General features: G+C 56.8%; 28 protein-coding genes. 8 read left to right on the plus strand and 20 right to left on the minus strand.

All coding sequences use genetic code 11. The annotated features are described in order from the left end of the window. Window positions 1-13 precede the first annotated feature (13 nt). From WCX18_RS07475 to nifN, 7 genes are all read right to left on the minus strand, one after another. Complete coding sequence (locus WCX18_RS07475) at window positions 14-358, minus strand: 2Fe-2S iron-sulfur cluster binding domain-containing protein (RefSeq protein ID WP_345987002.1); 345 nt, start codon at window positions 356-358, stop codon at window positions 14-16. Window positions 359-462: 104 nt separating this feature from the next. Further along, the gene (locus WCX18_RS07480) at window positions 463-915 is read right to left on the minus strand and encodes a nitrogen fixation protein NifZ (RefSeq protein ID WP_345987003.1); all 453 of its coding nucleotides are present in this window, start codon (window positions 913-915) and stop codon (window positions 463-465) included. 59 nt (window positions 916-974) lie between these two features. After that, a complete protein-coding gene (locus tag WCX18_RS07485) occupies window positions 975-1,355 on the minus strand; it encodes a nitrogenase-stabilizing/protective protein NifW (RefSeq protein ID WP_345987004.1) in 381 nt (126 codons plus the stop codon). Between the two features lie 88 nt (window positions 1,356-1,443). Next, window positions 1,444-1,962 (minus strand): flavodoxin, encoded by a 519-nt coding sequence (locus WCX18_RS07490; RefSeq protein WP_345987005.1) that lies wholly within the window; start codon window positions 1,960-1,962, stop codon window positions 1,444-1,446. 23 nt (window positions 1,963-1,985) lie between these two features. Then, the gene (locus tag WCX18_RS07495; protein ID WP_345984514.1) at window positions 1,986-2,441 is read right to left on the minus strand and encodes a NifX-associated nitrogen fixation protein; all 456 of its coding nucleotides are present in this window, start codon (window positions 2,439-2,441) and stop codon (window positions 1,986-1,988) included. 40 nt (window positions 2,442-2,481) lie between these two features. Then, window positions 2,482-2,940: a nitrogen fixation protein NifX gene (nifX, locus tag WCX18_RS07500; RefSeq protein ID WP_345987006.1), complete on the minus strand. Its 459-nt coding sequence runs from the start codon at window positions 2,938-2,940 to the stop codon at window positions 2,482-2,484. 17 nt (window positions 2,941-2,957) lie between these two features. Further along, complete coding sequence (gene nifN / locus WCX18_RS07505; protein WP_345987007.1) at window positions 2,958-4,277, minus strand: nitrogenase iron-molybdenum cofactor biosynthesis protein NifN; 1,320 nt, start codon at window positions 4,275-4,277, stop codon at window positions 2,958-2,960. Between the two features lie 146 nt (window positions 4,278-4,423). Between nifN and WCX18_RS07510 the strand changes: the two genes are divergently transcribed. Further along, complete coding sequence (locus tag WCX18_RS07510) at window positions 4,424-4,999, plus strand: YceI family protein (protein WP_345987008.1); 576 nt, start codon at window positions 4,424-4,426, stop codon at window positions 4,997-4,999. 7 nt (window positions 5,000-5,006) lie between these two features. Then, window positions 5,007-5,609 (plus strand): TetR/AcrR family transcriptional regulator, encoded by a 603-nt coding sequence (locus tag WCX18_RS07515; protein WP_345987009.1) that lies wholly within the window; start codon window positions 5,007-5,009, stop codon window positions 5,607-5,609. 40 nt (window positions 5,610-5,649) lie between these two features. Here WCX18_RS07515 and WCX18_RS07520 read toward each other — a convergent pair whose 3' ends face one another. From WCX18_RS07520 to WCX18_RS07530, 3 genes are all read right to left on the minus strand, one after another. Continuing rightward, window positions 5,650-6,063, minus strand: coding sequence for a hypothetical protein (locus WCX18_RS07520; protein WP_345987010.1), 414 nt, complete (start codon window positions 6,061-6,063; stop codon window positions 5,650-5,652). A 219-nt stretch (window positions 6,064-6,282) separates the two neighbouring features. Then, on the minus strand, window positions 6,283-7,650 hold the full coding sequence (gene nifE, locus WCX18_RS07525; RefSeq protein WP_345987011.1) for a nitrogenase iron-molybdenum cofactor biosynthesis protein NifE: 1,368 nt from the start codon (window positions 7,648-7,650) through the stop codon (window positions 6,283-6,285). Window positions 7,651-7,833: 183 nt separating this feature from the next. Continuing rightward, complete coding sequence (locus WCX18_RS07530; RefSeq protein WP_345987012.1) at window positions 7,834-8,109, minus strand: hypothetical protein; 276 nt, start codon at window positions 8,107-8,109, stop codon at window positions 7,834-7,836. A 113-nt stretch (window positions 8,110-8,222) separates the two neighbouring features. On the opposite strand from WCX18_RS07530, the gene WCX18_RS07535 reads away from it, so the two are divergent. Both WCX18_RS07535 and WCX18_RS07540 read left to right on the plus strand, forming a co-directional pair. Continuing rightward, entirely contained in the window at window positions 8,223-9,029 is an 807-nt protein-coding gene (locus tag WCX18_RS07535; RefSeq protein WP_345987013.1) for a hypothetical protein, read from the plus strand. A 133-nt stretch (window positions 9,030-9,162) separates the two neighbouring features. Beyond that, window positions 9,163-11,076 (plus strand): diguanylate cyclase, encoded by a 1,914-nt coding sequence (locus WCX18_RS07540; RefSeq protein ID WP_345987014.1) that lies wholly within the window; start codon window positions 9,163-9,165, stop codon window positions 11,074-11,076. A 73-nt stretch (window positions 11,077-11,149) separates the two neighbouring features. Here WCX18_RS07540 and WCX18_RS07545 read toward each other — a convergent pair whose 3' ends face one another. Next, entirely contained in the window at window positions 11,150-11,509 is a 360-nt protein-coding gene (locus tag WCX18_RS07545; RefSeq protein ID WP_345987015.1) for a hypothetical protein, read from the minus strand. Window positions 11,510-11,582: 73 nt separating this feature from the next. Next, on the minus strand, window positions 11,583-12,317 hold the full coding sequence (locus WCX18_RS07550; RefSeq protein ID WP_345987016.1) for a hypothetical protein: 735 nt from the start codon (window positions 12,315-12,317) through the stop codon (window positions 11,583-11,585). Between the two features lie 118 nt (window positions 12,318-12,435). Between WCX18_RS07550 and WCX18_RS07555 the strand changes: the two genes are divergently transcribed. Further along, the gene (locus WCX18_RS07555; RefSeq protein ID WP_345987017.1) at window positions 12,436-12,837 is read left to right on the plus strand and encodes a hypothetical protein; all 402 of its coding nucleotides are present in this window, start codon (window positions 12,436-12,438) and stop codon (window positions 12,835-12,837) included. A 21-nt stretch (window positions 12,838-12,858) separates the two neighbouring features. Here the strand turns inward: WCX18_RS07555 and amrA are convergent, their stop codons facing one another. Together amrA and trpB are read right to left on the minus strand one after the other, a co-directional pair. Beyond that, entirely contained in the window at window positions 12,859-13,851 is a 993-nt protein-coding gene (amrA, locus tag WCX18_RS07560) for an AmmeMemoRadiSam system protein A (protein ID WP_345987018.1), read from the minus strand. 273 nt (window positions 13,852-14,124) lie between these two features. Next, the gene (trpB, locus tag WCX18_RS07565) at window positions 14,125-15,333 is read right to left on the minus strand and encodes a tryptophan synthase subunit beta (RefSeq protein ID WP_345987019.1); all 1,209 of its coding nucleotides are present in this window, start codon (window positions 15,331-15,333) and stop codon (window positions 14,125-14,127) included. A gap of 166 nt (window positions 15,334-15,499) precedes the next feature. Between trpB and WCX18_RS07570 the strand changes: the two genes are divergently transcribed. Next, window positions 15,500-16,090: a phosphoribosylanthranilate isomerase gene (locus WCX18_RS07570; RefSeq protein WP_345987020.1), complete on the plus strand. Its 591-nt coding sequence runs from the start codon at window positions 15,500-15,502 to the stop codon at window positions 16,088-16,090. 9 nt (window positions 16,091-16,099) lie between these two features. Here WCX18_RS07570 and WCX18_RS07575 read toward each other — a convergent pair whose 3' ends face one another. Further along, on the minus strand, window positions 16,100-16,675 hold the full coding sequence (locus WCX18_RS07575) for a hypothetical protein (protein WP_345984530.1): 576 nt from the start codon (window positions 16,673-16,675) through the stop codon (window positions 16,100-16,102). A 126-nt stretch (window positions 16,676-16,801) separates the two neighbouring features. On the opposite strand from WCX18_RS07575, the gene WCX18_RS07580 reads away from it, so the two are divergent. Beyond that, window positions 16,802-17,167, plus strand: coding sequence for a hypothetical protein (locus WCX18_RS07580; protein WP_345987021.1), 366 nt, complete (start codon window positions 16,802-16,804; stop codon window positions 17,165-17,167). A gap of 37 nt (window positions 17,168-17,204) precedes the next feature. Here the strand turns inward: WCX18_RS07580 and WCX18_RS07585 are convergent, their stop codons facing one another. The 3 genes from WCX18_RS07585 to WCX18_RS07595 all read right to left on the minus strand — a co-directional run bounded on the left by WCX18_RS07585 (window position 17,205) and on the right by WCX18_RS07595 (window position 17,972). After that, a complete protein-coding gene (locus WCX18_RS07585) occupies window positions 17,205-17,414 on the minus strand; it encodes a hypothetical protein (protein WP_345987022.1) in 210 nt (69 codons plus the stop codon). 69 nt (window positions 17,415-17,483) lie between these two features. Next, entirely contained in the window at window positions 17,484-17,669 is a 186-nt protein-coding gene (locus WCX18_RS07590) for a hypothetical protein (protein WP_345987023.1), read from the minus strand. Window positions 17,670-17,753: 84 nt separating this feature from the next. Next, window positions 17,754-17,972 (minus strand): cold-shock protein, encoded by a 219-nt coding sequence (locus WCX18_RS07595; protein ID WP_345987024.1) that lies wholly within the window; start codon window positions 17,970-17,972, stop codon window positions 17,754-17,756. Window positions 17,973-18,226: 254 nt separating this feature from the next. Between WCX18_RS07595 and WCX18_RS07600 the strand changes: the two genes are divergently transcribed. Continuing rightward, a complete protein-coding gene (locus WCX18_RS07600) occupies window positions 18,227-18,832 on the plus strand; it encodes a superoxide dismutase (protein WP_345987025.1) in 606 nt (201 codons plus the stop codon). A gap of 54 nt (window positions 18,833-18,886) precedes the next feature. On the opposite strand, the gene WCX18_RS07605 is transcribed toward WCX18_RS07600, so the two are convergent. After that, window positions 18,887-19,636 carry a response regulator gene (locus WCX18_RS07605; protein WP_345987026.1) on the minus strand — a complete coding sequence of 250 codons (750 nt, stop codon included), beginning with the start codon at window positions 19,634-19,636 and terminating at the stop codon, window positions 18,887-18,889. Further along, the gene (locus WCX18_RS07610; RefSeq protein WP_345987027.1) at window positions 19,633-20,922 is read right to left on the minus strand and encodes a histidine kinase dimerization/phosphoacceptor domain -containing protein; all 1,290 of its coding nucleotides are present in this window, start codon (window positions 20,920-20,922) and stop codon (window positions 19,633-19,635) included. The genes WCX18_RS07605 and WCX18_RS07610 overlap by 4 nt, the downstream gene beginning before the upstream one ends. Between the last annotated feature and the right edge of the window lie 29 nt (window positions 20,923-20,951).

Genomic DNA, 20,951 nt, shown 5'->3' on the forward strand with positions numbered 1-20,951 from the left:
TTAACTCCTTTTTTTACTCGAATGGTTTAACGATAATATCGCTTCTTACAATGCACTGGCATGCGAGACGAATCGGTGTCTGGCGGTTGAATTGCTGGGCAACTTCCGCCTCCTTTTTCGTAATCGCACCCATTTCGACCAGGGTGTCGAGCTCTTTGTCTTCCATATAGTAAGACTGAGCATGTGCATCATAATCTTCGGCCGTAGAGTTCATTGGCTCTTCGACGCTGAGATCTTCGATCTTTACCGCACAGCTCCCGCACGTCCCGTCCTTGCACTCGGTCGGGATTTTCACGCCGTTGCTCTCCGCTACACGCAGAAGCACGTCGCCGGTACGGGCCTGTACACGCTTGTCCATGCCATCGCCAAATCCGCAAAAAATGACGTTTGCCATGTCGTTCTCCTTCTTTTAATCCCTCGCTGCATCATGGCAGATGCATCAAGTTCGTCAATACCCAAAATTCAGGCCATATCTCCTTCATCTTGGGATTGCGCCCCTTTTGCGGCGAATTCGGCAGCCTCTTTTTCTGCGGCGGCTTTGGCGAGCTTTTCTGCTTCGCGCTTGGCGCGGTGTTCGCGGATCCAGCGCAGCTCGTCCTCTACCTCGTCGTAGCCGTCTTCCTCCTCGACGGCAACAAGCTCGCCTTCGCGGCAGCCGAAGGTGGAACCCTCTTCGATGAACTTGACGTCGTAGACGCGGATCACCTGCAGGAAGTCACCGATATTCGTGACGTACCCCTCGGCACCCGGTTCGACGAGGATACCGTCACGCGGGTGGAACGGGTTCGTGCCGTCATTGCGGATCGCCTTCGTGATTTTGACCCGCTGGCCGATCCGGAAGACCGGGAGAATGGCATCTTTCTTTGAGGGGGATATCATTTTGCTGTCAGCAGTCGACATTTGATTTTCATCCATTGCTTACCTCCTGTATTTTGTTCGCTTGGCCTATCCGGAATTCCGGGAGAAGCGCATCTTTAGTTGAAGCTGAGATCCGCCTGGCTCGTACAGGCGTGAACGCCGTTGCTCACTTCTTCGACGTCGCTGCAGCTCTCCGAGGTCGAACAGGTCCCGCAGGCGCTCTCTTTTCCGAACATATCCCAGACGTCCGCCGCGGACGGGGCGTAACCGTTCTCGAAATTCTTGTACACGGTGATGAGTGCAAACTTGTAGTATTCGAGCAGTTTCTCATCACCCTCGAGATCGCTCCCGATGGCGCGATCCATCATTGCACCAAACTCCTTCAAAATGTGAAAACGTTTGACGTACACGAGACGCTCATCATAATCGAGATCGAAGAAATCAAAATAGTCTTCGGCATCGGTCAGCGACTGAAACTCTGTGAGTGTACCCATCATCTATCCTTTCTATGTGATTTGCAATTTTGATTCTTTAGTTTTTTGTCAAAAGAATCATTTAAGGGACTGAAAAGGTGACAAATTTGTCTTACAGTCCCATCTCCTGCTTAAGCTGTCCCGCCCAGGCGCTGACGCGCTCTTCGGTCAGGTCTTCCTGGTTGACTTTGTCGATCGGGAGACCGATAAATTTGCCGTCTTTCTCTGCGGCGGAGAACTTATAGGTGTACCCCTCCGTCGGCCAGTAACCGTATTCGGTATCCGCGCCGAGCTGGGTAAAGAGCTTTTTGAACTTTACCAGGGCACTGACGAACTCCTCGCCGTGGGTATCCTGGTCACCGGCACCGAAAAACGCGACTTTCTTGCCGCTGAAATCGGGGGTTTCGCTCTCAAGCTCCATCATCGGATCGACCCAGTCACGCTGCGGGTCGCCCTGCCCCCACGTGGAGGAGCCGATCAGCAGTACGTCGAAATCGTCGAATTGTTCGAGGTCGTCAAAATCCTCTTCCATATTGATCAGTTCTGCGCCTTCAAACTGCTCCTCGAGCAGTTCCGCCACTTCTTGTGTCGCACCGGTACTGCTACCGACGAAAATACCTACTGTTGCCATATATGTCTCTCTCCTAGTTGTAATTAAGCTTTGTCTTTGCAGGGTTTGTACTGTTCGTAGATCTCGAACGCTCTGTCGAGCAGTTTCTGACCGTCTTCGTACAGTTTGTCAAGGGTGCGGAAGCTGAAGCGGTGCGCGTCTTTGAAATACTTGTCCACCAGGACGATCTTGTCCGCGATGACGATACAGCGTCCGAACCCTTCATGGCTCATCTCCATAACGACGTTGCACATGACGCCCGTCTTGCGTTCGAACTGCAGGGCGATCGCCTTGTAGATCATCTTGATCTCGCCGATCAGCATCTCGTCGATATCCGCGATGATGGGGATCTCCTTGAGCTGCTCTTTCGTTTTGACGTATTTTTTCGTCAACAGCTCCTCGTCGCTCATTTTGGACCAGTTACCAAACTGGTCTGTCGCACGCAGCTGACGGATCAGCTCCTCGGTGAATGCATTGATTTCAAGTGCCGTGTCGCTCATTATTTTCCTTCTTTTGATGTTGCTTGTCGTCTTGCGACGGTTATTCGACGGCCCAGCGCGCCAGGCGCGGGTCCTCTTTGGTTTCCATGTTGATGATCCGCTTGACCCACGGCGGCGGGTTGCCGTTGATCATCTCCACCAGTTCCCCCAGGATCTCTTCGATCCGGCGCGGGTCGGGTACCTTCATCGGGTTGATACCCGCACGGATCACCTTGGCCGCTGCCGTACCGCCGATGGATTCGACGTACATGATGTTGATCCCTTCGAGGCACTGCACCTTGAAGTCCGTCTTGTCGTCGCCCGTCAGGCCGGACGTATCCGACTTGATCACACCGTTAAGCTCATAGCCGTCCTTGGAGACGTTGTACACGACGAACTCCTTCGCCCCTCCGAAGTGCGCGTTGACCGTCTCCATGTCTTTCGACGCAAAAGCGACTTTCATCGCGTTTTCCAGTTTTCCGGTTGTCTCAACGCTGATCTTCGTACTTTCTCCCATCATGACCCCTTCAATTCGATTTAGTGTTCACCGTGCATGACATGCCGCAACGTATTCGCCGCTTCAAAAAGGAAGAAACAGCTCCCTTCGTACAGCTGGTCACTCTTGAGCTGATTGCCGAGCTCCTCGTAATTCGGGAAGCCGCGCAGCATCAGTCCGGCATGGCATTTGTCATCCATATGCAATAATCGTTCCGCATGGAAGTTGCTGATGACCAGGTCGGCGTCTTTGAAGTGCGCGGCCGCGTCTTCGAGGTCCCCGACGAAGACATGCTCGGCCGTGATTTTCTCCAGCACCGGGCTGTACGTCGTCGCCACGACCGTATCGATGGTGCCGCCGACGCTCTGCAGCAGTTCGCAGATACCGATGCACGCATCCGGTTCACCGGTGATGACGTAACGGGCCGATCCCACCAGGAAGTGGCTGTCGAGCATGACGTCCTGCAGGCGGCCGCGCCAGCGTTTGACAAGCGGCGGCGGGTCGATCTGGCGGATCTTCATCAGTTCCGCGACAAAATTGTCGTTATTTTCCAGCCCCATCAGATGGTCGAAATGCACGTGGCGCACGGCGGGGTTCTTCTTCTGAAGCGCCTCCGCGCCGACCTTCATGGAGTGTCCGATCGTAATGACGGTCTCGGTGTCGCCGAGGGCCACGATATCATCGATGCCGATCGACCCCGTCGCCAGCTTGCCCTGCCCCTCGCTGAGGTAACCGTCCAGGGAGGTGGAGAGATCCGGCATTGCCAGGGTCTCGAAACCGAAATCCTCGCACATCGCCTTGATCTTCTCGATCTCGCCGGGCTGGATACCCACATGCGGCATCAGCACGAGCTTGTTGGGTTTGCACTCCGTCGCCGGGGCGGTATGCTGGTCGATCAGCGCCTTCACCGTGAGGGCCCAGCCGCTCTCCATCCCCCCTTCGAAGTCGGGCGTGTTGACGTAGCAGTAGGGGATCTCGATATGCATCCCCACACCGCGGACGTCGTCGCCTTTCGTCTCCGTCAGCCCCGTCGTATGCAGGCCGATGATCTCGGGCTTCATCCCCTTGTTCTTCTTGGTGATGTTTTCGATGGCCAGCAGAATGGAGTAGTCCCCGCCGTCAAGCACCGCGGTAATGTCGCTGACCGAGGTGTTGTACATGGGAATCGGTTCATTGAAGTGCTTGGTATAGAAGACTTTGGTATAGGACGCGCACCCCTGCGAGGCGTGCATCAGCGGCAGGCAGTTGCGGATCCCCATAAAGGCCAGGGCCGCCCCCATGGGCTGCGAATGTTTGATGGGGTTGACCTGAAGCGGTTTGTGCTCTTTCCTGTTCAGTTCGAAGTCGGCTTCGTGAGACATGGCACCTCCTTAATATAGGAGAACATCTGCATTTCGCGTTCTTGCAGGCAATTTTCGATAGAAATTATCAAATTAGTGTAATTACTCTTGACATGCAACGAAAAAAGGAGTAAAGTTCTAGAGTATTTACACTAAAAGGATTCGAAATGAAACTTTCCACTCGCATTCTGGGAACCGCTGCGGCGATCTCCCTTTCGTCCTCCCTGCTCTTCGGCGCCGTGTACGACGTCGATCCGACCCACTCCACCGTGGGCTTCAAGGTGCGCCATATGATGATCAGCAACGTCAACGGCCACTTTGCCGATTTCAGCGGCAGTTACGACCTGGAGGGCACTGTCCTCAAATCCTTTACGGGCAGCGTCAAGACCGCCAGCGTCGATACGGGGATCGTCAAGCGCGACGACCACCTCAAAAGTGCCGATTTTTTCGATGCGGCCAAGTATCCGGACATTACGTTTACGATGACGAAGTTTGACGGGGAGTCGATCACCGGTGAGCTGACGCTGCACGGCGTTACCCGCAGCGTCACCTTTGAAGCGGAAGTGTCCGGGACCATCAAGGACCCCTGGGGGATGACGCGCAGCAGTGTCATTCTCGAGGGAAAGATCAAACGCAGCGATTTCGGGCTCACCTATAACCAGGTCCTTGAAGCGGGCGGGGTTGCCGTCGGCGACGACGTGAAACTGACGATCGAGCTCGAGGGGATCGCCAAACCGCTATAATGCCGCCATGGGAACGAAAAAAAAGATTCTTGCCGGGGCGCTGAAGCTCTTCAACGAAGGCAATACCCAGGCCGCGACGACGAACCATATCGCCGCGGCGCTCGGGATGAGCCCCGGCAACCTCCACTATCATTACAAAAACCGCGAAGCGATCATTCTGCGGCTCTACGAAGAGATGCAGGCGCAGACGGAGCTGGAACCGCAGGAGCGGCCCGACTCCATCGAGGCGCTCCACGCGCACATGTCGCACCTGGCGCATGTCTACTGGACGTACCGTTTTTTCCACCGCGAGCTGCTCTTTCTGCTTTCGCGCGACCCGGAACTCAAGGCCCGCTACATCCGCGACAACCTCGCCCACCGCGGGCGCATCGTCCTGGTGCTCGCCGGCCTCGTTGACAACGGCTACCTTCAGGTCCCCTATGACAACGTCCTGGAGCATCTCGCCGACACGACCCTGCTCGCGACGCAGTTCTGGATCCCCTTTCTCGAAACCCTGGGCGATCCCCTGGACGAGTACCATCTCGAAGGGATGTTTCAGCACGTCCAGGGGGCGATGCGCCCCTACCTGACCCCCAAAGGCCTCAAAGCCCTCGCCGAAATCTCGGCGTAGCCGCGCCTCTCACTGACCGATAAAAATATGAAAAGGCCGTTTACATACGGCCGTCGAGGATCGTTTCGTTGTCGATGCGGACACGGGGGCGCTTGCGTACCTCGGAGAGGATCTGCTGCAGCCGACGCAGGACAATAGGCGTACTTTTTGTCGTATCGAAAGCGTCGAGCGCGATGCAGCTTTCGGTATCGCGGAAGTGGTCGTCAAGCCTACAGAGCAGATTCTGGGACGCCTTGTGGGCATTGGCCTGATTGGTAAAATCAAACACGATAAAGTAGTGGTTTTCGTCAACCTGGTGCAGATGGTCCGACAGACGAAGCAAACCGCCGATGACGTCGATGGAAAGCGGTTCGGCGTGGTAGAGCAGCGCGAAGGTAACGTCGACGCCGTAGCGCTCATGTATATAATAGTGTTTTTTGATCAGGACATCAAAATGTTTGGCCAAATCACCCATTGCGTCTGCACCTTTACAATGTTGTGTTGCTGTCATTCATTATAGCAACATAGTGACAACATTATTCATAGTTTCTTGAAGATATTTTGTGAAGTTAGGATTATAGCCAAAAAATGTGATAGTAACTTAATCTCCCGGGAAACGTTACGTTTCCCGGGGTCCCCTTACCGAAACAGTGGCGTGTTTCGGATGTGCGGAGGTGGATTATAGGTTATCGGATTAGCCGACTTCCCAGGGGGCCTTCGCCGAAACATTGGCGAAGACGGGGTTGGCGAAGGCGGCCTTGAGATCCTCGGCCAGGTTGATAAGGCCGTTGTAGCCGCCGTAGGAGGTCTTTTTCTCCTGGTTGACGTCGATAAAGGAGATCTTCTTCTTGATTGCCGTATAGAGGCTGCGCCCCCCGGCCAGGAGGATGTGTGCCCCTCTTTCGTCGATAACCTTGGACTGCTGCGCCGCCGGTTTGTCCATCAGGATCCCGTCCTCGCCGAGGTATTCGCGGGCCTTTTCAATGTCGTCCGCCGTTGACTTCTTGATGGAGGTCGCGACGACCTCGATCCCGAGGTCCTGCAGACCCGAGGCGATGGACCAGGCCTTGTTCCCCCCGGTGTTGAGGACCGCTTTCTTGCCCTTGAAGAGACGGCGGTACGGCTCAAGCGCCAGGTCGAGTTTCGCCTCCTCCTCGTCGATGAGGCGTTCGGCTTTTTCCATCAGTTCCGGGTCACCCAGTGCCTTGACGATCTCACGGATCGCGAAGGTCGTATCGCGCTTGCCGTAGAAGGAGACGGAGACCCATGGGATGTCCCACTTCTCGTTCATCTTGCGCACCAGCGTCACGAGCGATTTCGCACAGACGATGACATTGAGCTTGGCACGGTGCGCCGTACGGATATCGCCGACGCGGCCGTCGCCGCTCATGGAGGCGAGCACGCGGATGCCGAGTTTTTCGAACATCGGCAGGTACTGCCACATATCGCCCGTGACGTTATAGTCACCGATCAGGTTGATGTCGTACTTTGTCGTGAATTCGGGCTCTTTGGTCCCGATCAGGTGCTCGAGCACCGCCTCACCCGCCAGGCGGGAACCGAGGTTTTTTCCCCCGACGAAGCCCGGCGCATGCACCGGAACGACCGGCACGCCGTGCTTCTGGCTGCCGAGTTTGCAGGTCATGTCGATGTCGTCGCCCACCAGCGCCGTGACACAGGTGGAGTAGACGAAGATCGCCTCGGGCTTGTAGTGCTCCATGACGTAGTCGATAGAGTCTTCCAGGCGCTTGTCGCCGCCGAAGATGACGTCGTTCGTCGTGATCCCCGTCGTAAAGCCCATAAAGGTATGGTTGCGCCCCTTGTAAGAGCTCAGGCTCTCCCGGGTCTCCCACGAAGCCCCGAGACAGGTCTGCGGGCCGTGCACCAGGTGGACGGCGTCCGCATAGGGAAAGAGCGAGATCTGTGCGCCGTCGAAGGCACAGCCGCCGGCCGCCATTCCCGGCTTGGGCTTGTCGCACCCCTCGCCGGGTTTTTTGTCCTTGCTGTGCGAACAGGCACTCTCATTCAACAGTTCTTTGATCTTTGCGCGGTTTACCATTGCCATAATGTCATCCTTCTTTTGGATTTTCATAGTCAGCAAAGCTGCTCATCCGCCTGCTTTACGCTATTGATTTTTCTTGTAGGGCAATATGCAATATGTGTGCCTGCGGAGGGTTATTGGGAGTAGTTATCAGTTAAAGGGGGAAAAGGAGAGCAGAAGCCGGGTGTACCCGGCGAGCGGAGGAGCTTACTCCGTAACGGTGTCGGTCGTTTCGACGACTTCCGGCTCCGTGACCGTCTCCTCGACACCGTTTTGGTGCTGGTACTGGTGCTTTGCCTGTGTCATGTTCTGGATCTGGTGCTGGTAGCGCATCTGGCTCTGCATCTGCTGCTGCATCATCGCCGCGCTGCGCTGCATCGTCGCCGTACCGGCACCTGCACCTGCGCCCGGCCCCTGCTGTGCCATCGCTGCCGTTGAAGCGACCAGTGCCGCTGCCGTCATTGCAATCATTGTCTTTTTCATTTTGTGTCCTTTTTTTTCGTTGGGATGCGGAAATTGTAGACCAGGAGGGTGAGCGGAGTGTGAGGGATACGCTGCGCTTTTCGCTAAGATATGGCATCATCCAAGGAGCCGTCATGCCCGAGACCGTACCTGCTGCTTCTTTTCTGCGCCGCCACTGGAACCGTCTGCTCATCGTCGTGCTTTCGCTCGCCCTGCTCACCTTCTCCTTTGCCGGGACCCTCGACAAACCCGGCCGCACGGTCGTAGACGATGCCTTTGAGCAGGCCCTCGTCGTCTTCGGCACGGCCAAGGCACTCAACGCCGTCATCTCCGTCGTACAGGGCACCGAGGTCGGTCCGCCCGGCGTCACCCTCGCCGTCGGTGAGGTGCTCGACCCCGTCAACGACCTCATCGAACGCTTCTCCTGGATCATGCTCGCCAGCATCACCTCCCTGGGGATCCAGACCATCTTCATGAATATCGTGACGGACGCCTTTTTCAACTACCTGCTGCTCTTCCTTGTCATCGCCTACAACCTCTGGCTTTTTTTCCGCTTCACGCGCGACGACAAATCCCGGACCCTCTTTTTCAAGATTACGGTCATCATGGTCTTTCTGCGTTTCAGCGTGCCGCTCATGGCCATCGCAAACGACCTCGTCTACACCCAATTTGTCCAGCCCGAATACAATATTGTCGAACTCGACCGGGGGGTCACGGCGATCGCGGACGATATCGAGCAGTTCAAAAAGAGTTCCTACAGCGTTTTCAGCACGTCGTACTATACCGAGCAGGTCGAACGCTACAAGGCCGAGGCCAATGCGGCCGGCGACCGCATCGTCCGGCTCATCATCGCCTTCGTCTTTCAGACGGTCGTCTTCCCCCTGCTCTTTTTGTTCCTGCTCTACAAGCTCGTGCTCAGGGTGTTCGATATCGGCAGGTAACGGCAGACGCCGGCCTGCGTATGAAGGAAGAAATTAATAATCACTTTAATATACTGCAATTATGAACATCTATCACAATAAGCTGCATTTCGGACCGGCAATAAAGTATCTTATCTTCTTTGTATTAAGTGCCGTGTTGATCCTTATCTTCAGCAACGATATTCTGACCGACCGCGTGAAGGGACATCTCGCCGCGGAAAAGGAGCTGACGGTCTCGACCTACCGCAGCATCATCCGCGGTTTCCAGTCCCAGGCCGACATCATCTACTACAACCGCATCAACGTCAAAGACGTCATCGACCTTTACAAAAGAGTGCCGGACGCCTCGGAGGCGGAGCGTGCCGAGATCCGCAAAAAGCTCTACAGCCTGCTGCTCCCCGTTTACCGCAACATCAGCCTCTACCACCTCAAGCAGATGCATTTCCATCTGAGCAACAACGAAAGCTTTCTGCGCTTTCACCGCCCCGAGCGGTTCGGGGACGACCTGACCGGCGTGCGGGACAGCGTCGCCTATGTCAACCGGACGCACAAGCCCGTGTCCGGCTTCGAGGAGGGGCGCATCTTTAACGGCTACCGCTTCGTCTATCCCCTCTTTGACGGAAACGATTACCTCGGCAGCGTCGAACTCTCCATCTCGATGCAGACCATCCTCGAACGCATCCGTGACGACATCCATGCCGATGCCCACTTTATCATCCTCGCCGACACCGTCAAATCGAAGGTCTTCCCCGACGAACAGAACTATTACGCCCCTTCGGAGCTTTTCGGCGACTACATGCACGAAAAGGCGCTGGGACCGAACCATACCCCTGAAACAGCGGCACTGATCCGGAACTATATCCGGGAGAACGGGCCGCTTGACAAGGTCCTGGCGAGGGGGAACGCCTTCAACTTCTTCGAATTCGATGAGCAAACCCTCCATGCCATCACCTTTGTACCCGTCGTCAATGCCATTTCGCAGCACACCGTCGCCTACCTCATCATCGACCGCAAGCACGAGGACCTCCAGACCCGGTTCAACCAGTACAAGATCATGGCCTTTGTCATCATCGCCCTGCTGGCCCTGCTCTTCTACCTGCTTTACCGTGCCAACCTGCAGCGCAATGCGATCGAGATCGACAAACGCCAGCTGCAGTCGCTCATCGATCTTCAGCGGAACGTCGTCATCCTCACCGACGGCCATACGCTGAAATTCGCCAACCGCTTCTTCTACGAGTCGTTCAACTACGATTCGCTCGAACATTTCCTTGAGGAACACGACTGTATCTGCGACCTCTTTATCGCCGATGACCGCTTTTTCCACCTCGGCAAGGTCCCCGAGGGCAAGCAGTGGGTCAAAGCCCTGATGGAGACCCCTGCAACGCGCCGGATCGTCAAGATGCTCGACCGCGAGGGGACGCCGCGCGTCTATACCGTCAGCGTCAACCCCATTCCCGGCCACCGCTACATCGTCGTCTTCACCGACATCAGCCTGACTATCCTGAACCAGCGGGAGCTGGAGCAGCGGGCATCCCGGGACAAACTGACCCACGCCTATAACCGCGAATTCCTCGACGCCTCTTTCCACAAGCTCTGCCATTCGGCCAACGCGCAGCAGAAACTGCTGGGGGTCATCATGGTCGACCTGGACCACTTCAAGCGGATCAACGACACCTACGGCCATAACCGCGGCGACGAAGTCCTCAAAATGTTCGTCAGCATCATCCGCCATGCCATCCGTCAGGAGGACTTCATCATCCGCTGGGGCGGCGAGGAGTTCCTCCTGCTGATGATGGTCGACAGCCTCCACAGCCTTGTGGCCATCGCGGAGGGGGTCCGCGAGCGCATCGAAAATGCGACCTTCGAGGGGGTCGGACAGATCACCGCAAGCTTCGGCATCACCCTTTACCACGACGGGGACAACCTCAAAAACACCGTCGCACGCAGCGACAAGGCCCTCTACGAGGCGAAATCATCGGGCAGGAACATGGTCATCGTCGATGATGCCCTTATTGTGGACGGTGATCATCCATTCGAACATACGGAAAAAGAGAAAGCGGAGTCATGACCCGTCCCCGGCTCGGGGGAGGATCACTTAGGAAGAAGCGAATCGGGCGAAGGGGAGTCCGCCTTTGCAGTCTTTACTCGTCGTCGACGTGGATGCGGTCTCTGTCACGATCCTGGGCGGGCTCGTCGACTTGATCCTGGAGCCGGTCTTGCAGACGGTCCTGATCGGGTTCATCCACCCTGTCCTGCAGACGGTCGCGCGTCTGATCCTTGTCCTGGTCTTTGGTCTGATCCTGGAGCTGATCTTTCGTACGGTCCTGGGTCTGCAGATAGGTCTGGTTCTGGATCATCATGCGGTTCTGCTTCATCTGCATCTGCTGCGTCTGCATCTGTGATTGGGACTTCTGCATCGTCGTACTGCCCTGACCCTGCGCCAAAAGCGCCGTTGCCGCCAGCAGCGATGTCGCTGCCACTACTGTCATTACCTTTTTCATGACGTGCTCCTTATCAAGGTGGGATACTCAAATGGTACGCCCCCACTATGAGCGAAGTATGAGTACCCTTCGATTATACCTCGTACGGTGTCGGAAGCGGCGGGTTCGTCTTGAAAGCCCGGGCGATCGCCTCGGTCACTTTCGTTTTGAGTTTCCCGGCGGCGACGGGGTGGAGGAAGCGCGCCCCCTCCTCACTCATCTGCTGACGCAGGCCCGGGTCGTAGATGTAGGCCCGCGCCTTCCCGATCTTTTCGCTCTGCTCGAAGATCGACTTGGCGTAGGCGAGGATGTTGGGGTGGTGGCGGTCGAAGCGGTTGCCCCAGGCGAAAAAGACGAACTTGCCGCTGAGACGGATGTTCTTGACGTCGTGGTAGTTGAGTTCACGGCTGAAGCGGGTCTGCTGGAAGGACGGCAGCTTCTCGATGTCCTCGTTGAACGTCTCCAGCACCATGGTCGGTTCGATGTCGGGGCGATTGTAGTTGAAGAGGTACTTCACCTCGATCAGTTTGCCCTCGAAGCCGTGGATGCGGGACTGGAAGATGTCCATCAGCTTGTTGAACTGCAGCGCCGTGTAGCGGCCGTCAAATTCGTACCCCTGTTCGGCAAGCGGTTTGTCGCTGCTGTACCCCGCCGGGGCCATGGCCGGGTTGTAGAGGAAGAGCGTCCCCGCGACGGTTTTGTTCTTCTTCTTGAGCAGCTGCGGCAGATCGAGGGCGGTAATCTCCTCGCCCGGCGCGTTGAAATAGAGGTAGTGTTCGACGAGGTATTCCAGGTCGTGTTCGGTGGCGAATTTTCCGAAAGCTTGCATGATTGTCGGCCTTTAGAGCATTTAGCGGATTTTACAGTAATTCGCCGCGAATGGACAACCCTGCATCGCTTTTGGAGCGTAAAGTGCATAAGGCGGTAAAAAGCACCAAAGGAACCCGATGAAAGCATTAACCCAGACCATGATGGAGAGCGGCAAAGAGTTCGTTCAGCTCCTCGACGACAGCGGGCGCAAACCCAAGGCCGCATTCTGGATCTACAACCCGGAGCTCGATGAGTGGATCCTGCTGTTTGGGCATGTCAACGGTATCAACGACGACGATGCGAAATTCAACGAAACGGTCGGCGCGCTCTACGCGTCGAATCGGGAGCAGCTGCCCGGACTGAACGTGACCGACATCGGCCTGGCACAGGAGAACGCCCCCATTCTCGAACTGCTCGATTCCGTCGTCAACACCGGCGATGACATCCTGGGCATCAGCTTCACCAACGAAGAGATCCTGGGCCAGGTCATCGACGGCGTTTTCCTCTACCGGATGAACATCACCGAATTCGTCGCCTGATGCCCGGCGCGGCCGCGCCGCTTAGTGCATGACCACCGCGCTCATCCCCATGACCTGCGGGTCGGGAGAGGTGTGGTGCATAAAGAGGCGCCACCCCTCCTGCGTCTGCCGGTAGACGTTCGTGGCCAGGGCCATCCCGGCCAGCTGGCCGTCGACGTAGACGCACTCTCTGAGGCTGTGGATGCTGATCAGCCCCTCGCGCGTCGTCTGTACGTCTTCGAGCTCAAAATGGACTCCCTGCTGCCCCGCCAGCATCGCGCGCCAGCTCCCGGCTACCGCCTCCCTGCCCTGCAGGCGTTCACCGCCGGGGTGGATGCAGACGACCCCCTCGTCATCGGCCCACACCGAGAGCATCGCCTCCAGGTCCCCCCGTTCCAGGGCGCCGTAAAAGCCCGCCTCTGCGGCCTGGGGGGTGGGGAAAGGGGTGTCGGTTGCCACCTCGTACTCCTCCTCCGGCGCGACGTCAGCGAAGCGTTCGACCTGGTAGGTAAAGATGGCCGGGTGCTCGTCGAGCGCAAACCCCCTGATCCCCGCCTTGACGCCGAGCTGCCCGAAAAACTGGTCAAACGAGGGAAACTCCTCCCACACCTGCGGCAGGAAGGTCGCGCTGTGCCGGCCCTGCTGCAGGATCACCCCGTCGATGCCGGGTCTTAGTTTCGCTTTGAGCTCCTCCGTGTCGCCGTACTCCACCTCTTCAGGCAGGGTCAGTATGGAGATCTCGATACTGCAGTAGGGGTACTCGCTTTCGCTCAGCGGGAAGAAGCGCCGGTCGCTGAAGGCCGCGGCCTGGGCGTTGTAGACGACGTCGTCGAAGAGCGTTTTGTGCGGCAGCAGCGACCCGATGCAGCCGCGCAGGGAGTCACCGTCGATGTTGATGGTCACAAAGGTCGCACGTGCTTCCGAGAGCTGCGGGAACTGCTCGAGCAGAATCTCTTTTGAGTAGGGAAAGGGTTTCCCGAATTTCTCTTCGATCGAAGCGCGGGCGAGCTTGAGCAACAGGTCTTGCAGTGTCATGGTGAACTCCTTTTTCGTGTGAACTGTTTCAGGGCTTCAGCAGCCACTTTTTGTACGGCGGGGCAATCTGCAAACGCCAAAGCTTAAAGGGGCTTTCGAACCGGCCGGACAACCCCCGGAAGACGGTCGCGGCCAGGCCGTCGTTTAGTGCGCACTACAATTTTTATTCTCAACGGACAATTTTTATCGGATAAATGGCAGAAAAGTGGGTTCTGGCTGTAAAAAGTGACGGGAAAAGCGTGAAGTGTCTGGCGGCCGAAACGCCGCCGTTCCTCACCCCTTCGGCGGGATGGGGTAGTGCTCGATGACGTAGTCGATGTCCTTGTCCCCGCGCCCGCTGAGGTTGATGAGGATGGCGTCTTTGGGGTTGGAGCGCGCCAGCTTCATCGCATAGGCGACGGCGTGGGCCGATTCGAGCGCCGGGATAATCCCCTCGTACTGCGAGAGCTTGTAGAAGGCATCCACGGCTTCGTCATCCGTCGCCGTGCCGACGATGGTCCGCCCGATCTCGCGCAGGTAGGCGTGTTCCGGCCCGACGGAGGGGTAGTCAATGCCCGAACCGATGGAGTGCACCGGTGCCGGGTTGCCCTCGGCGTCTTTGAGCATGATGGAGTTGAAACCGTGCATCACCCCCTCTTCGCCGTAGGTGAGCGTCGCGGCGTGTTCGCCGAGCTTCTCCCCCTTACCCATCGGTTCGACGCCGTGCAGCTTCACCGGGTCATCGATGAAGCCCGAAAAGAGCCCCATAGCGTTAGAACCGCCGCCGATGCAGGCCACGGCGTGGTCGGGGAGCTTGCCCGTCATCTCCATGAACTGCTCCTTGGCCTCGATGCCGACGACGGACTGGAAGTCGCGCACCATCCGCGGGAAGGGGTGCGGCCCCACGACGGAGCCGATGGCGAACATCTGGGTCTCCGTATCGGCCAGGTAGGCCTCGAACGCGGAGTCGACCGCCTCTTTCAGCGTCTTGAGCCCGTGCGTCGCCGGGACGACCTTGGCGCCGAGGATCTTCATCCGCACGACGTTGGGGTGCTCCTTGGCGATGTCCACCTCGCCCATGTGGATCTCGCACTCCAGCCCGAAGTACGCCGCCGCCGTCGCCAGCGCCACCCCGTGCTGCCCCGCCCCCGTCTCGGCAATGAGCTTCTTCTTGCCCAGGTACTTGGCCAGCAGCGCTTCGGCCATGCAGTGGTTGAGCTTGTGCGCGCCGGTGTGGTTGAGGTCCTCGCGCTTGAGGTAGATCTGCCCGCCGCCGCAGAACTCGCTCAGGTTCTTCGCATAGTAGACCGGTGTCGGCCGCCCCTGGTAGTGCTTGCGGATCTTGCGCAGCTCGTGCAGGTACTCGTAGGATTTCGACAGTTTGTCATAGGCCTCGCGGATCTCCCGGAAAGGCTCCTCGAGCTGGGGCGGGATGAACGCACCGCCGAACTTGCCGAAAAAGCCGTTCGCGTCGGGCATGGTCTCCAGATACGGTTTTTGCATTTGCATGACTGCTCCTTCTGATAATCTCCACCGATTCTAGCGGAGGACATCTTAGAAAACAGTAGCGGGGAACGGCAGCTTGAACGGGCATTGCATTATAGAGAGACAACAGGTCTGCGGCACGCGTCGGAGGCCGCACCATCTTTAATATATGAGAGGAGGATCGATGCGTGTAAAAATCACCGGCATCACCAATCTCGAGGACGCGCTGGCCGCCGTAGAAGAAGGCGCCGACGCCATCGACTTTATCTTTTTCCAGGGCTCGCGGCGCTTTATCACCCCCGAGGCGGCCTTCAAGATCGTCGAGCAGCTGCCCCCCTTCGTCGAGAAGGTCGGCATCTTCGTCGACAGCGATGCCAAGTACATCAACAAGGCGATCGCGCTCAGCGGCATCACCCTCGCCCAGATCCACTTCGAGGCGACGGACGCTTTGTACGGTTCGCTCGTCGCGCCGCACCTTCGCGTCGTGCGCGCCCAGCGCGAGGCCGACATCGACTACCTTGGCGACCGCTACCGCATCGTCGACGTCTTCGGTGCGAATACGCTACAAGCGGACGGCAGCCTGGACCTGTCGTGGTTCGAGGGCAGGGACTGCTCGAAGATCATCCTCTCGGGCAACCTAACGCCCGAAAACGTCGAGCAGGCCCTCCCCTACGGATTTTACGGCGTCGACGTCAGCACCGCGGTCGAGCGCGAACCGGGCAAAAAGGACCGCGAAAAGATGCGGGCCTTTATCCGTGCCGCCAAGCAGTGCTAGGCGCTTCGTCTACGCCTGCAGCAGCCACTCTTTGCGCGCGGGGGCGAGCGCCTCGAGCGTGTGCCAGACGGTGGGGTAGTCGCCGATCTGCGCGATCATCCCGTTGAAGATGTGGTAGGCCATGCCGTCTCCGGCTTCATTCTGCGCCTCACTCTTTGTCTTCTCCAGTACCTCCAGGGGGTCGAACGTTCTGACGAATTTCGTCTCGACCGGCATCCCCGTATGGTTCGCGACGGTGGCAATAATGACGTTGTACTTGTCCATTTTCAGCAATGCCTTCAGGGATTCGTACATTTTTGGGTCGGTAATGTCGTAGTGTGTCGTAAAGATGTAGTTGTCGTCTTTGTTCAGACGGAACTGGACAATACAGACCCCGATCGTCTTGCCGTCAAAGGGCATCAGCAGAAATGTCGGCTTGAAGTCGCACTCCAGCTCGGGGGCGTCGAGCAGCGCTTCCGCCCCGTCGCTGAGGCGCAGAAGGATCATGGGTTCATCGTTTTCGACTCCCAATGGGATGGCATCGCCCGGGTCCATGGCGAGGATGGCTTGTTGTACTTCCGCCGGTAATTCATGGTTGAAAATCATAAGTCGGTTCCTTTGTGGTTTTCCCCGGACCTACATTTTTTGTTCTTCCACGCGACATTTGGTACCGGATGTCGCGCCCGTTTCCTGCATTCAGCGATCAATGAAAGCACCCAAAAAGGAGTCTATGTGCCGCCAAACCGTCTTAAAGGTACGATCATCACGCTGCAGGAAGTAGAGAACGCTTTTTTCGAAAAGGGCATCCATGGGTTCGACAAAGAGAAGATCACCGAGCTCTACTACCTCATCGACGATCACGGCTACGTCTGCTTACGCGACCCCGACCGTACCTGGGCGCCCAACATGGATGAGGACGACGAACGCATGGCCTGTAACGAGATCGCCGACATCCTGGAGCTGGACCACTCCATCATCGACGAGTACTACATGGTGATCGTGGCCGCCGTCCAGGCTGCCTGCGAGCAGTTCACCGACATGACGCAGAGGGAGAAGGTCCCCTTTTACATCGTCGCACTGCACGAACTGCTGCCCTAGGGTCGGTGCCTGCCGGCGGTCGGGGAAACGTAATGGATCAGAGGAAGAAGAGGTTGTGGGCTTCGGTATCGACGATCTCGAAAGAGACGTCGTGCCCGACACGCAGCGCACGGATGCCCACGGCGCGGCAGTGGTGGATCTGGCACTCCGCGATGGAGACCGTCTTGTGTTCGGCACGGAGCCGGATAATGCCGTAACCGTTTTCGGAATCGTACCAGATGACGGTCCCTTCAAATCTTTTTTGCATAGGTCTATACCTTCTGTTTTCGTGTGGGGAGCGGATAGGTCAGAGAAGGCGCGGCCTTCTGCGGGGTGCTTAGTGCTGCAGGTTCTGCCAGGAGACGGGATTGTAAAAATGGAGGCCGCTTAGCTGCCATTCGACGCGTTCGCTGTCTCTCGAGTGCAGCAGGCCCTCGATGATTTTATACCTTAGACCGGTCACCGAACTGATCAGTTCTTTGCCGTCTTTTAGTGCTTTAAGTGTCTCTTCTCTGCTGTTCATATCGATCCTTAAAGTCGCTCTATAAAAGAGTTAAACTCTCTTAAACGAACGCCTGGCCGGCGGAAGGTTCCGCCGGAAAGATCGTTAGAGCGCCGTAACGTTCTCTGCCTGCGGGCCTTTTTGCCCCTGGCCGATTTCGTACGTGACTTCTTGTCCCTCGTTGAGTTCGACACGGCCGTAGCCGCTGTTGTTGACCTGGCGGAAGTGTACAAATACGTCGTCACCACCCTCTTTCGGGGCGATAAAACCAAAGCCTTTTTCGCTGTTGAACCATTTAACGGTTCCGTGTTTAAGATTTGCCATTGCAAGACCTTCATGTTGGAGTGTTGTCAAAATATAATGCGGAGTAAAACGTGGAATAGAAAATACTGAGGAAGTCTTCAATAGTTACAAACCAAGATGAAACTCTAAATCATCTTTCAATGGCTTAATTATACCTGAAATAAAAATAATTAGCAAGCAAAAGTACAAAGAAAAAACTATTTGTGCAGTGAGATTCATTTTTGCACCTCAAAAAGGTTATGAAAACAAAGCAAACGCCAAAAGGAGCGAAAGACATGGCATTCGAACTGATGAAACTGCCCTATGAAGAGACGGCACTGGAACCGATGATCTCCGCGGAGACGATACAGTATCACTACGGCAAGCACCACCAGGGCTACGTGAACAATCTCAACAAGCTGATTGAAGGGGGCAAATATGCGGATGCATCGCTGCTGGAGATCATCCGCAAGTCCAAAGGGCCGACGTTCAACAATGCCGCGCAGGTCTTCAACCACGATTTCTACTGGTACGGCCTGACGACGGAGAAGACCTCGCCTTCCACCGTGCTCATGGACAAGATCGAGCATGACCACGGCTCCATGGAGGACTTCAAGGATGCCTTCCTCAACGCCGCCGCCAGCCTCTTCGGTTCGGGATGGTGCTGGCTGGTCGTTCAGGACGGCAGCCTCGCCATCAAGAAGTACAGCAATGCCGAAACGCCCGTGAAAGACGGCCTGCGCCCGCTGCTCGTCTGCGACGTCTGGGAGCACGCCTACTACATCGACCAGCGCAACAACCGCGCGGCCTACCTGGAAAACTGGTGGAAGCTCGTTAACTGGAAGTTTGTTTCGGACAACTACGCCGCCAAAGAGGACGACCCGATCATCGGGTACAACTAAACGTTTCTCCCCGCCCCGCGACAGGGAGCGGCGGCCGCGCTTTGGGCGTGCCTCTCACCCGAGGGTGACCTTGTAGCCGATCTTGGAGTAGCAGGTAATGAGGTCCTTGGGAATCTTCTGCCGAATACGAAAGATCAAGGAACGCAGGGCCCCCTCCCCGACCAGTTCTCCGTCCCAGACATAATTCTCGATCTGTTCGACACTGACGACTTTGCCGAAATTTTTCACCACGAGTCGCATGAACTTCTTCTCTTTATCGTTCAGCGGCACCTCTTTTCCCGACAGCAGCAGCACATCCTCCTGCGTATCATAGAGATAGCCGTACTTCAACCTGACAAAATGGCTTTTCGCATTCTCTTCCAGCAGGAGCCGGTTCTGGATGGTGGTGTACTCATGGTTGATCGCATCGATTGTCGTCGAGAGATTACGGTTGGCCGCAAAATTCTTCAAAGCGATCTCGATCGTCGTTTTCAGCACCGCTTCTTTGAACGGCTTGAGGATGTAGCCGTACGGCGTGATGTCGATCGCCCGCTCGATCGTTCTCTCTTTGTCGTTCGCCGTCAGGAAGACGATGGGGATCTCCAGGTTTGCCGTAATGTTCCGGGCGAGTTCAATGCCGTCCTCACGGTTTTTAAGCGTGATGTCCATCAGGATCATGTCCGGTTTCCTGCGCTCCAGGAGGGCGAATGCGCTCGCACTGTCCGGGGCGATCCCCGTCACCTCATACCCCTGCATCAGCAGGATCTCCTTGATATTCAGGGCGATGATGCTCTCATCTTCGACGATCATGATGCCCGGCTTCATTTGCTTCCCTGCTCGCTGGGGGTGAAACGGATGGTGCAGCAGAAGCCGTTGTCGTTGACGACCGCGATCGTTCCGTTGAGCTGGAATTCGGTGATGGAGTTGATCAGCTGGCACCCCAGGGTATTGGTCATGTCCGTCGTTTTCGGGTCAAAGCCGACGCCGTTGTCGCGTACGCCGAAATAGATGCTCCCGTCCTCCGCATGACGGATGAAGATGCGGATCTCTCCGCGGCCGGCCCCTTTGAATGCATGTTTGATCGCATTGAGAAAAAGCTCATGCACGATCAGGGCGACCAGCACGGCGTTGTCCATCGAGAGGCTGACGTTTTCCGCTTCGACATGCACGGCGATGTCCCCGCTCGGGTCATAAAGCTCCATCATCGCCCCGGAGAGGCGCTCGAGGTGCTGTTTCATGTCGATCGTCGCAAGCCCGGAGTTCTTGTAGAGCATTTCATGGACGAGCGCAATGGCGAAAATACGGCTTTGGCTCTTGGAGAGCGCCTCTTTGACATGCCGGTCCGTTTCACGGCGGTTCTGCATCTGCAGCAGCGAGGAGATCACTTCCAGGTTGTTCTTCACCCTGTGGTGGATCTCCTTGATCAGGGCCTCCTTCTCCTCCAGGGAGTGCTTCAGCGCGCTGTTCTGTTCGATGATGATCTTCTCTTTTGCTTTCTGCTCGGTGATGTCCCGGCCGAACGCGCAGACGAACTCATGCGTCCCGTTGCAGAAATAGTTCGTCGATACCGACGCGGGGAAGCGGCTGCCGTCCTTGCGGATCTGGATGCTCTCGAAGCAGACGAAGCCGCGCGCTTTGATCTCTTCGAGAAACGCCCTGCTGTTCAGATTGCTGTTGGGATCGATCTCGCACAGTTTCTTCTGCAGCAGCTCCTCTTTCGAATACCCCAGCATCTTGCAGGCGGCGTCGTTGACATAGAAAAATCGGGTGTCGAAGGTAAACCAGTAGATGGCGTCCGCGCTGTTGTCCAGGGCAAAGTTGAAGAGCTGGAGCTCCTCTTTCTCCTCGCGCTGGCAGGCCGCCAGCGTCGCCTGTGCCTTTTCGGCGACCATGGCCGTTTTGCGCAGCAAAGAGTAGAGAAACGTGGCGCTTAACAGGAAAAAAAGGACGCCGATCAGGAAAGGGAGACCATAGGTATCCGCTTTGATCTGCGTCAGGCCGATCGAAATCCTGTCAACGATCGCGACCCCGATAACACCGGCGAAAGCAAACCCGGCGGCCTGGATCTTCGCCTTGTGCCGATCGGAAAATCCAATATACGTCTGGTCCAAAACGTCCCCTCCATGCATAAAATGAAGCG

Origin of the sequence: Sulfurimonas sp. HSL1-2 (assembly GCF_039645565.1) — a bacterium.
Lineage (GTDB): Bacteria > Campylobacterota > Campylobacteria > Campylobacterales > Sulfurimonadaceae > Thiomicrolovo > Thiomicrolovo zhangzhouensis.